Origin of the sequence: Ramlibacter sp. WS9, assembly GCF_003797765.1 — a bacterium.
GTDB lineage: Bacteria > Pseudomonadota > Gammaproteobacteria > Burkholderiales > Burkholderiaceae_C > Ramlibacter.
Genome location: NZ_RKMB01000009.1, coordinates 64956 through 76754 on the forward strand (window position 1 = coordinate 64956; position 11799 = coordinate 76754).

Annotated in this window: 7 protein-coding genes; all 7 read left to right on the top strand. The window is 65.8% G+C overall.

The genetic code is table 11. The annotated features are described in order from the left end of the window. Positions 1–11 precede the first annotated feature (11 nt). The 7 genes from aceE (at position 12) to EEB15_RS15190 (ending at position 11791) form a co-directional block, all read left to right on the top strand. A complete protein-coding gene (gene aceE / locus EEB15_RS15160) occupies positions 12–2693 on the top strand; it encodes a pyruvate dehydrogenase (acetyl-transferring), homodimeric type (protein ID WP_141510711.1) in 2682 nt (893 codons plus the stop codon). A 160-nt stretch (positions 2694–2853) separates the two neighbouring features. Continuing rightward, positions 2854–4464, top strand: a complete 1611-nt coding sequence (gene aceF, locus EEB15_RS15165) for a dihydrolipoyllysine-residue acetyltransferase (protein WP_141510712.1) — start codon at positions 2854–2856, stop codon at positions 4462–4464. Positions 4465–4477: 13 nt separating this feature from the next. Then, a complete protein-coding gene (lpdA, locus tag EEB15_RS15170) occupies positions 4478–6271 on the top strand; it encodes a dihydrolipoyl dehydrogenase (protein ID WP_141510713.1) in 1794 nt (597 codons plus the stop codon). 13 nt (positions 6272–6284) lie between these two features. Then, on the top strand, positions 6285–7091 hold the full coding sequence (locus tag EEB15_RS15175; RefSeq protein WP_141510714.1) for an alpha/beta fold hydrolase: 807 nt from the start codon (positions 6285–6287) through the stop codon (positions 7089–7091). 32 nt (positions 7092–7123) lie between these two features. Beyond that, on the top strand, positions 7124–9418 hold the full coding sequence (locus EEB15_RS15180) for an NADP-dependent malic enzyme (RefSeq protein WP_141510715.1): 2295 nt from the start codon (positions 7124–7126) through the stop codon (positions 9416–9418). A 7-nt stretch (positions 9419–9425) separates the two neighbouring features. Beyond that, the gene (lipA, locus tag EEB15_RS15185; RefSeq protein WP_141510716.1) at positions 9426–10364 is read left to right on the top strand and encodes a lipoyl synthase; all 939 of its coding nucleotides are present in this window, start codon (positions 9426–9428) and stop codon (positions 10362–10364) included. A 32-nt stretch (positions 10365–10396) separates the two neighbouring features. Further along, positions 10397–11791: a dicarboxylate/amino acid:cation symporter gene (locus EEB15_RS15190; RefSeq protein ID WP_141510717.1), complete on the top strand. Its 1395-nt coding sequence runs from the start codon at positions 10397–10399 to the stop codon at positions 11789–11791. The last annotated feature ends 8 nt before the right edge of the window (positions 11792–11799 follow it).

The following is an 11799-nucleotide window of genomic DNA, read 5'->3' on the forward strand; positions in this document are numbered from 1 at the left end:
AAGGAGACGAAATGAATGTGAACGACGATCTCGATCCGATCGAGACCACCGAGTGGGTCGATGCATTGCGCGCCGTTGCGCAGCATCGCGGCCCGCAGCGCACCAACCATCTCGTCAACCGCCTGGTCGACCTGGCCCGGCAAGATGGCGTGTACGTGCCGCGCTCGCTGAACACGGCGTACAAGAACACGATCGAGCCGCAAGACCAGGCGAAGTCGCCCGGCGACCGCGAGATCGAACACCGCCTGCGCTCCATCATCCGCTGGAACGCGATGGCGATCATCCTGCGCGCCAACAAGGATTCGTCCGAGCTCGGAGGCCACATCGCCAGCTTCCAGTCGGCAGCCACCCTGTACGACATCGGCTTCGGCCACTTCTGGCACGCGCCCACTGAGCAGCACGGCGGCGACCTGCTCTATATCCAGGGCCACTGCTCGCCCGGCATCTATGCCCGCGCGTTCCTCGAAGGACGCTTGACCGAGCAGCAACTGCTCGGCTATCGGCAGGAGACCGAAGGCTTGGGGCTTCCCTCCTATCCGCATCCGTGGCTGATGCCCGACTTCTGGCAGTTCCCCACGGTGTCGATGGGCCTGGGCCCGCTGATGGCGATCTACCAGGCGCGCTTCCTGAAGTACCTGCAGGGCCGTGGCCTCGCGGACACCTCGCCGCGCAAGGTCTGGGCCTTCATGGGCGACGGCGAGATGGACGAGCCCGAATCGCTGGGCGCGATCTCGCTGGCCGGCCGCGAGGGCCTGGACAACCTGATCTTCGTCATCAACTGCAATCTGCAGCGGCTCGACGGCCCGGTGCGCGGCAACGGCAAGATCGTGCAGGAGCTCGAGTCGGTGTTCCGCGGCGCCGGCTGGAATGTCATCAAGGTGCTGTGGGGCACGGGCTGGGACAAGCTGCTCGCCAAGGACAAGAGCGGCCTCTTGCTCAAGCGCATGGAAGAGTGCGTGGACGGCGAATACCAGGACTTCAAGAGCAAGAGCGGCGCCTATGTGCGTGAGCACTTCTTCGGCAAGTACGAAGAACTGAAGGTGCTGGTCGCCGACATGAGCGACGACGAGATCTGGGGCCTGACGCGCGGCGGCCACGACCCGGAGAAGGTCTTCGCCGCCTACGCTGCCGCCGTCAAGCACACCGGCCAGCCCACCCTCATCTTGCCCAAGACCGTCAAGGGCTACGGCATGGGCGAATCGGGCGAAGGCCAGATGATCGCGCACCAGGCCAAGAAGATGACGCAGGATGCGCTGCGCGGATTTCGCGACCGCTTCCAGATTCCGGTGTCTGACGAAGACCTGCCGAAGATCCCCTTCATCAAGCTGCCCGAGGACAGCCCCGAGATGAAGTACCTGCGGGCCCGCCGCGAGGCCCTGGGCGGCTACCTGCCGCAGCGCCGCCAGAAGTCGGCCGCACTGGCGATCCCGCCGCTGGACACATTCCAGCGCCTGCTGGCCAGCTCCGCGGAGCGCGAGATCTCCACCACCATGGCCTTCGTGCAGATGCTGGGCACGCTGGTGCGCGACAAGGTGATCGGCAAGCACATCGTTCCCATCGTGCCCGACGAGTCGCGCACCTTCGGCATGGAAGGCATGTTCCGCCAGCTGGGCATCTATTCGTCGCTCGGCCAGCTGTACAAGCCACAGGACGCCGACCAGCTGATGTACTACCGCGAATCCAAGGACGGGCAGGTGCTGCAGGAGGGCATCAACGAGGGCGGCGCGATGTCCAGCTGGATCGTGGCGGCCACCTCGTACAGCACGAACAACGTGCCGATGATCCCGTTCTACATCTACTACTCGATGTTCGGCCTGCAGCGGGTCGGCGACCTGGCTTGGCTGGCGGGTGACATCCGCGCCCGCGGCTTCCTGCTGGGCGGCACGGCCGGGCGCACCACGCTCAATGGCGAAGGCCTGCAGCACGAAGACGGCCACAGCCACCTGCTGGCCGCCACGATTCCCAACTGCATCTCCTACGACCCGACCTTCGCCTACGAGGTGGTGGTGATCGTGCGCGAGGGCATGCGCCGCATGTACGAAGAGCAGCAGGACGTCTTCTACTACCTCACGCTGATGAACGAGAACTACCCGCACCCCGGCCTTGCTGAAGCGGGGGAGGGCGCGGAAGCCGGCATCCTCAAGGGCCTCTACAAGCTCAAGGACGGCGGCAAGACGGCCAAGAAGGGCCTGCGTGTGCAGCTGATGGGAAGCGGCACCATCCTGCGCGAAGTGATCGCCGCGGCGGAGTTGCTCAAGACCGACTTCAACGTCACGGCCGACATCTGGAGCGCCACCAGCTTCAACGAACTGCGCCGCGACGGCATGGCCGCTGCGCGCTGGAACCTGCTGCACCCGACCGAGGCGCCGCGCAAGAGCTGGGTCGAATCCTGCCTGGAAGGCCACGAAGGCCCGGTGATCGCATCCACCGACTACATGCGCAGCTACGCCGACCAGGTGCGCGAGTACGTGCAGGCGGCGGGACGGCGCTTCGCGGTGCTGGGCACGGACGGCTTCGGTCGCAGCGACTACCGCGTGAAGCTGCGCAAGTTCTTCGAGGTGGACCGCCACTACGTGGCCGTCGCTGCGCTCAAGGCGCTGGCCGACGAAGGCGCGATCAAGCCGCAGGTCGTGGCGGAAGCCATCGCCAAGTACGGCCTGGACACCGAGCGCGCCGCGCCATGGACCGTTTGAAAAAAATGACCCCCCCCGATGCGCCTGCGGCGCCTCCCCCCAGGGGGCGCCGCCAGCGGCCCGGCGAAGCCGGTTCCGCGGCGGCCCACGTGTTCCATCGCGGCTTTCGAGCCTTGCAGGTGAATGCGGCGTCATGGCGAACTGAATCCAAGGACAACAAATGAGTCAACTAACAGACATCCCGGTGCCCGACATCGGTGACTTCAAGGACGTGCCCGTGATCGAGATCTTCGTGAAGGTCGGCGACACGGTGAAGGCCGAGGACCCGCTGCTCTCGCTCGAATCCGACAAGGCCACGATGGACGTGCCCGCGCCGCACGGCGGCGTGGTGAAGGCCATCAACGTCAAGGTCGGCGACAAGGTCAGCCAGGGCAGTGTGGTGATGCAGTTCAATGGCGCGGCCGGTGCTGCTACAGCCGCTGCCCCCGCCGAGGCCGCCAAGCCCAGTGTCAGTGCCGCGCCCGCGCCCGTCAGCGCGCCGGCCGGGCTGGCCGAGGTGCGCGTGCCCGACATCGGCGAGTTCAAGGACGTGCCGGTGATTGAGATCTTCGTGAAGGTGGGCGACACGGTGAAGGCCGAGGACCCGCTGATGTCGCTCGAATCGGACAAGGCGACGATGGACGTACCCGCGCCGCTGGGCGGGGTGGTGCAGGAGATCCGCGTCAAGCTGGGGGACAAGGTTTCGGAGGGCAGCGTCATCATCATGCTGTCGACGGGGGCGGTGAGTGCACCCTCACCCCAGCCCTCTCCCGCTGCTGCGGGAGAGGGAGCGAAAACCGCTGCTGCCCCAGCTGCGACAGATGGAGCGAAGGCAGGCATCGACGAGAAGGCGTTTGCTTTGGCTTACGCCGGGCCGGCGGTGCGCAAGCTGGCGCGCGAACTGAGCGTGGACCTGGGCCGCGTGAAGGGTAGCGGCGCTCATGGACGCATCGTGCGTGAAGACGTCGAGGCGTTTGCCAAGAACGGCGGCGTGGCGGCGGCTGCAGCGGCCACACCGGCCAAGGCGGCAGCGGCTTCCGGCGGTGGCGGCGGTGGATTGGACCTGCTGCCCTGGCCCAAGGTCGACTTCGCCAAGTTCGGGCCGATCGAGCGCAAGGAACAGAGCCGCATCAAGAAGATCTCGGCCGCCAACCTGCATCGCAACTGGGTGGTCATTCCACACGTCACCACGCACGACGAGGCCGACATCACCGATCTCGAGCAGTTCCGCGTCCAGATGAACAAGGAGCTGGACAAGTCGGGCGTGAAGATCAGCATGCTGCCCTTCATGATCAAGGCCGCCGTGGCCACGCTGAAGAAATTCCCCGAATTCAACGCGAGCCTCGATGGCGACGCCCTGGTGCTGAAGAACTACTGGCACATCGGCTTTGCCGCCGACACGCCCAACGGCTTGATGGTGCCGGTGATCCGCGACTCGGACAAGAAGAGCGTGCCGGAGATCGCCAAGGAGATGGGCGAGCTGGCCAAGCTGGCGCGTGATGGCAAATTGAAGCCCGACCAGATGCAGGGCGGAACCTTCACGATCTCCTCGCTGGGGGGCATCGGCGGCAGGTACTTCACGCCCATCATCAATGCGCCCGAGGTGGCGATCATGGGCGTTTGCAAGAGCTACTGGAATCAGCACTCCAGCGACGGCAAGACCTACACGTCGCGCCTGACGCTGCCGCTGTCGCTGTCATGGGACCACCGCGTGATCGACGGCGCCGCCGCGGCCCGCTTCAACGTTCACTTCGCCAACCTGCTCGCCGACATGCGTCGCGTGATGTTCTAAGGCTCAAAACAAAATGGCAGCACAACTCGTGGAAGTGAAAGTCCCCGACATCGGCGACTTCAAGGATGTCGCGGTGATCGAGGTGATGGTGAAGGTCGGCGAGACCATTGCCGTCGATACCGGCCTGGTCATGGTCGAGTCGGACAAGGCCTCGATGGAGATCCCGTCTACGCATGCCGGCGTGATCAAGGAGATCAAGGTCAAGGTGAATGACAAGGTCAGTGAGGGATCGGTGTTGCTGGTCGTGGAAGCGGCGGCAGCCAGCCCCTCACCCCAGCCCTCTCCCCAAAGGGGCGAGGGGGCAATTCAGGCTCCCTCTCCCGCCGCGCGGGAGAGGGCGGGGGGTGAGGGTGCTCCGGCGCCCGCCGCCTCCAGCTACGCCGGCAAGGCCGACGTCGAATGCGAAGTGCTGGTCCTCGGCGCAGGCCCCGGCGGCTACTCCGCGGCGTTCCGCAGCGCCGACCTCGGCATGAAGACCGTGCTGGTCGAGCGCTATGCCACGCTCGGCGGTGTCTGCTTGAACGTCGGCTGCATCCCCTCCAAGGCGCTGCTGCACACCGCATCCGTCATGGACGAAGTTGCGCACCTGCCTGACCACGGCATCAAGTACGGCCCGCCTGAGATCGACATCGACAAGCTGCGCGGATTCAAGGACGGCGTCATCAAGAAGCTCACCGGTGGCCTGGCCGGCATGGCCAAGGCGCGCAAGGTGGAAGTGCTCACCGGAGTGGGCAGCTTCCTCGATCCGCACCACCTGGAGGTGTCTTCGGCCGGTGGTGACAAGAAGACGGTCGTGAAGTTCGCCAAGGCCATCATCGCGGCGGGCAGCCAGGCGGTGCAGCTGCCCTTCATGCCCAAGGACGAGCGCATCGTCGACTCCACCGGGGCCTTGCTGCTCAAGTCCATCCCCAAGCGAATGCTGGTGGTGGGCGGCGGCATCATCGGGCTGGAGATGGCCACGGTGTATTCGACGCTGGGCACCCGCATCGACGTGGTCGAGATGCTCGACGGGCTGATGCCGGGCGCCGACCGCGACCTCGTCAAGGTCTGGGAAAAGTTCAACGCGCCGCGCTTCGGCCACGTGATGCTCAAGACCAAGACTGTCGGCGCCAAGGCGACGAAGGCAGGCATCGAAGTGAGCTTCGAAGGCGAGAAGGCACCCAAGGAGGCGCAGCTTTACGACCTGGTGCTGGTGGCCGTGGGCCGCAGCCCCAACGGCAACAAGATCGGCGCAGACAAGGCCGGCGTCGCGGTGACCGACCGCGGCTTCATCAACGTCGATCGGCAGATGCGCACCAACGTGCCTCACATCTTCGCCATCGGCGACATCGTCGGGCAACCAATGCTGGCGCACAAGGCCGTGCATGAGGCCCATGTGGCGGCCGAGGTCGCCCACGGTGAGCCATCCTCGTTCGACGCACGCCAGATTCCCTCGGTCGCGTACACGGACCCGGAGATCGCCTGGGCCGGCAAGACCGAAGAGCAATGCAAGGCCGAAGGCATCAAGTTCGGCAAGGCGGTGTTTCCCTGGGCCGCGTCCGGACGCGCCATCGCCAATGGCCGCGACGAAGGCTTCACCAAGCTCCTGTTCGACGAGGCGACGCACCGCGTGATCGGTGGCGGCATCGTCGGCACCCATGCCGGTGACCTGATCAGCGAGGTGTGCCTGGCGGTGGAGATGGGGTGCGAGCCCGCCGACATCGGCAAGACCATCCATCCGCATCCGACCCTCGGCGAATCGATCGGCATGACCGCCGAACTGTTCGAAGGCGTGTGCACCGATTTGCCGCCGCAAAAGAAGAAGTAGGGGCCGCACCACCATGTCCGTCAAGTTGGCGTTCGAAGCGATCGGCGACGGCCCGCCCGTCGTGATCCTGCACGGCCTTTTCGGCGCCGGCCGCAACTGGGCGCCGATCGCACGAGCCTTGGCCGACACCTACCGGCTCTATATGCCCGATGCGCGCAACCATGGCGCATCGCCCTGGGCCGAGACCATGTCGTATCCGGAGATGGCGCACGACGTCCTGGCGTTGATCGACCGCGAACGCCTGCAGCGGCCGGTGGTGATCGGGCACAGCATGGGCGGCAAGACGGCCATGGCCCTGGCACTCGAGCATCCGCACGCGATCGCGGGCATCGCCGTGATCGACATCGCGCCCGAGAGTTACGCGGACCAGTTCTCGCCCTATGTCGCCGCCATGCGCGGGCTCGATGTCGCGGCCGCCACCAGCCGCAGGGAGATCCGGCAGACCTTGGCCAGCCACCTCGGTGGCGATGCGCCCGTCGACTTCCTGATGCAGAACCTGCAGCGGCAGGACGAGCGATTCGATTGGCGCCTGAACCTCATGGCCACGGCCGTTTGCATGCGCGACCTGTGCGGTTTCCCGCAGCAGTTGCTGCGCCGGCACTACCCGGGGCCGTCCTTGTTCATTGCCGGAGAGCATTCCGATTACGTCCGCGCCGAATCGCGCGAAGGCATCGTCCGACTTTTCCCCCGCGCGCGGCTGCAGCACATCGCCGATGCCGGGCACTGGGTGCATGCCGACGAGCCCCAGGCGTTGCTGAATGCGCTGCGCGAGTGGCTGGGCGACACGGTCGCCCAACCAGCGACCTCGGCGACCAACTGATACCGATACCAACCCCATCACGGAGACAAGATATGTCAGACAGCTTGCGCCAAGACGCCCTCGACTACCACCGCTACCCGACGCCGGGCAAGATCTCGGTGACGCCTACCAAGGCGATGGCCACCCAGCGTGACCTGGGCCTTGCCTATTCGCCCGGCGTCGCCGAGGCTTGCCTGGCCATTGCCGAGGATCCGCGCGAGGCGGGCAACCTCACGGCTCGCAACAACCTGGTGGCCGTGATCACCAACGGCACGGCGGTGCTGGGTTTGGGCAACATCGGCGCGCTGGCCGGCAAGCCGGTGATGGAGGGCAAGGGGTGCCTGTTCAAGAAGTTCGCCGGCATCGATGTGTTCGATATCGAACTGGACGAGCTCGACCCGGACAAGCTGATCGACACCATCGCACGGATGGAGCCGACTTTCGGCGGCATCAACCTGGAAGACATCAAGGCGCCCGAGTGCTTCTACATCGAGAAGAAGCTGCGCGAGCGCATGAAGATTCCGGTGTTCCACGACGACCAGCACGGCACGGCCATCGTGGCGGCGGCCGCCATCCTGAACGCACTGCGGCTGGTCAAGAAGGACATCAAGGAAGTCAAGCTGGTGGCGTCGGGCGCCGGCGCCGCGGCGCTGGCCTGCCTGGACCTGATCGTCAACCTCGGCCTGCCGATGCGCAATGTTTTCGTGTCCGACAGCGCCGGCGTGGTCTATGCCGGACGCAAGGAGCAGATGGACCCGAACAAGGCCCGCTACGCGCAGGAAACGTCGGCGCGCAAGTTGGCCGACATCATCGGCGACGCCGACATCTTCCTCGGCCTGTCGGCCGGCGGCGTGCTCAAGCCCGAGATGGTCAAGGTGATGGCGCGCGACCCGATCATCCTGGCCATGGCCAACCCGACGCCGGAGATCGAGCCGGCAGACGCGCTGGCAGTTCGTCCCGACGCGATCATGGGAACGGGCCGTTCGGACTACCCGAACCAGGTCAACAACGTCCTCTGTTTCCCGTTCATCTTTCGCGGTGCGCTGGACGTTGGCGCCACCACCATCAACGAGGAGATGAAACTGGCGGCTGTGCGTGCCATCGCCGAACTGGCGCATGCGGAAATTCCCGAAGTGGTCGCCCAGGCCTATGGCGCCGTGGGCCTGCGGTTCGGCGCCGACTACCTGATACCCAAGCCGTTCGACCCGCGCTTGATCGAAGTGGTCGCCCCGGCTGTCGCCCAAGCCGCGATTATGAGCGGTGTGGCCACGCGGCCCATCGCGGACATGGAGGCCTACCGCCAGCGCCTCTCCCAGTTCGTCTACCAGTCGGGCGGTGCGATGCAGCCGGTGTTCGCCGCCGCCAAGCGCGCGCCCAAGCGGGTCATCTACGCGGAAGGCGAAGACGAGCGGGTTCTGCGCGCCGCACAGGTTGTGGTGGATGAAGGCCTGGCGCGCCCGCTGCTGGTGGGCCGGCCCGATGTGATCGGCCAGCGCATCGAGAAGTTCGGGTTGCGCCTGAAGCCTGGTGTCGATTGCGAATGCGTGGACCTGCTGGATCCCGCGGTGTACGGCAGCGCGGCAGATTCCTACTACCAGCTCGCCCGCCGCGGCGGCGTCTCGCGCGCCGCGGCGCGCACCGAAATGCGAAGCCGCAGCTCCCTGCTGGGTGCCATGCTCGTGCGCAGCGGCCAGGCGGACGCGATGCTGTGCGGCACCGTGGGCGGCTACGCCGATCACCTGCACTATGTGCGCGACGTGATCGGCTTGCGTGAGGGCAGCCGCACATTCGCGGCCATGCAGATGCTCATGCTGCCCGGCCGCCAGCTGTTCATCTGCGACACCCACGTCAATATCGAGCCCACGGCCGAACAGGTCGCCGAGATCGCGTTGATGGCGGCGGAAGCCGTGAAACGTTTCGGCATCGTCCCCAGCGTCGCGCTGCTGTCGCATTCCAGCTTCGGCAGCTCGAACGCGCCGGCGGCCGTGAAGATGCGCGAGGCCCTGGCGCTGGTCAAGGCGCGCGACCCCAGCCTCGCGGTGGAAGGCGAGATGCGAGGCGACGCGGCGCTGTCCAAGGAGATCCTCGATCGCGAGTTCCCGGACTCGGGGCTGGCGGGCGAAGCCAACGTGCTGGTCATGCCCAACGTCGACGCCGCCAACATCTCGTACAACCTGCTGCGCATCGCGGCCGGCGGCGGCATCACGGTGGGAGGCATCCTGCTCGGCGCGGACCGGCCGGTCCACATCCTCACGCCGTCCGCGACGGTGCGACGCATCGTCAACATGACCGCACTCGCCACGGTGGACGCCGCCGCGCAGCGGGCCAAGACGTGGACGCCGGACTGAGCACGCTATGAATGCGATTGTCACGTCCGCAGCGCAGCGAGGCGGCGCCAAGACCCGCATCCCCATCAAGGTGGAAGCGGATGCGGCACTGCCAAAGCCCGACTGGATCCGCGTGCGCCTGTCGCACAGCGAAACCTTCCGCGGCGTCAAGCAGGTGCTGCGCGAGCAGGGCCTGCACACGGTGTGCGAAGAGGCGGCATGCCCCAACATCGGCGAGTGCTTCGGCAAGGGCACGGCCACGTTCATGGTCCTGGGCGACCTGTGCACGCGGCGCTGTCCCTTCTGTGACGTGGCGCATGGGAGGCCACAGCCGCCGGATCGCGAAGAGCCGCTCAAGCTCGCACGCACGGTCGCGCAGCTCGGCCTGAAGTACGTGGTCATCACCAGTGTGGACCGCGACGATCTGCGCGACGGCGGCGCCGGGCATTTCGCGGCCTGCATTCGCGCCGTACGCGAGCAGTCGCCCCGCACGCAGATCGAAATCCTGACACCGGACTTCCGGGGCCGGCTCGAGGCGGCGCTGCATGCGCTCGAGGAGAGCCCACCCGACGTGATGAATCACAACCTCGAGACCGTGCCGCGCCTGTACCGCGAAGCGCGTCCCGGCGCCGACTATCAACATTCCCTGCGGTTGCTGCGCGAATTCAAGCAGACGCATCCCTCGGTCCTCACCAAGTCGGGCCTGATGCTCGGCCTGGGGGAGACCGACGAGGAAGTGCTCGAGGTCCTGCGCGACCTGCGCGCGCATGACGTCGACATGTTGACCGTCGGCCAGTACCTGCAACCGCGCCCGGGCAACCTGCCGGTGCGCCGCTATGTAGCGCCCCAGGCGTTCGAAACGTTGGCACGCCAGGCGAAGGAAATGGGATTCAGCCACGCGGCCTGCGGACCGCTCGTGCGCTCCAGCTACCACGCCGACAGCCAAGCCCAGGCGGCGGGCATCTAGCCGCCCCCACCCCAACCAACCAGGAAGACATCATGGACAAAGACCCGATCCCCAAGCCCTTTTACAGGTCGCTCTATTTCCAGGTCATCACAGCCATCGTCATTGGCGTGCTGCTGGGCCACTTCTACCCGGAGACGGGTGCTGCGATGAAGCCGCTGGGCGACGGCTTCATCAAGCTGATCAAGATGATCATCGCGCCCATCATCTTCTGCACGGTGGTGGTGGGGATCGCGGGCATGGAAGACATGAAGAAGGTCGGCAAGACCGGCGGCCTGGCGTTGCTGTATTTCGAGGTCGTCAGCACCGTGGCGCTGGTGATCGGGTTGGTCATCATCAACCTGGTCGGGCCAGGCGTGGGGATGAACGTCGACGCGAATGCTCTCGACACGAAGAGCATCGCGGCCTACACCGGGCCCGGCAAGATGCAGAGCACGACGGATTTCCTGCTCAACGTGATTCCGAACACCGTCGTCGATGCCTTCGCCAAAGGCGAAATCCTGCAGGTGCTGCTGTTCTCGGTGATGTTCGGGTTTGCGCTGCACAAGTTCGGTGGGCGCGGCACGATGGTGTTCGACCTGATCGAGAAGGGTTCGCACGTGCTGTTCTCTATCGTGGGGATCATCATGAAGGTGGCCCCGATCGGTGCCTTCGGCGCGATGGCCTTCACCATCGGCAAATACGGTGTCGGCTCGCTGCTCTCGCTGGGCAAGCTGATGGGCACTTTCTACGCAACCTGCTTCTTCTTCGTCTTCATCGTCCTGGGCCTCATCGCCAGGGTCCACGGCTTCTCGATCTGGAAGTTCATCAAGTACATCAAGGAAGAACTCCTGATCGTTCTGGGCACGTCCTCGTCGGAGTCGGTGCTGCCGCGCATGATGGCCAAGATGGAGAACCTGGGCGCACGCAAGTCCGTCGTGGGCCTCGTCATTCCCACCGGCTATTCGTTCAATCTGGACGGCACGTCGATCTACCTGACCATGGCGGCGGTGTTCATCGCACAGGCCACCAACACGCCGATGTCACTGACGCAGCAGTTGACGCTGTTGGGCGTGCTGCTGCTCACGTCCAAGGGGGCCGCCGGCATCACCGGCAGCGGCTTCATCGTGCTGGCCGCGACGCTCTCGGCGGTGGGCGGCGTGCCTGTCGCCGGCCTGGCGCTGATCCTGGGCATCGACCGCTTCATGTCCGAGGCACGTGCCCTCACCAACCTGATCGGCAATGGCGTGGCCACGGTGGTCGTCGCCCGTTGGACTGGTGACCTGGACATGAAGCGCATGCACAGCCAGCTGAACAACGAGACCGAGGCCGAGGCGGAGGAGCCCGAGGCCGTACTCGACCAGGTCGAGCATCACATGCCGGCCACGACAGCGAACGCGGCGCGCACCGACCAGCGCGGCCCGACCATGCCGTTGCCCGCGACGCGCTGATTCATCTT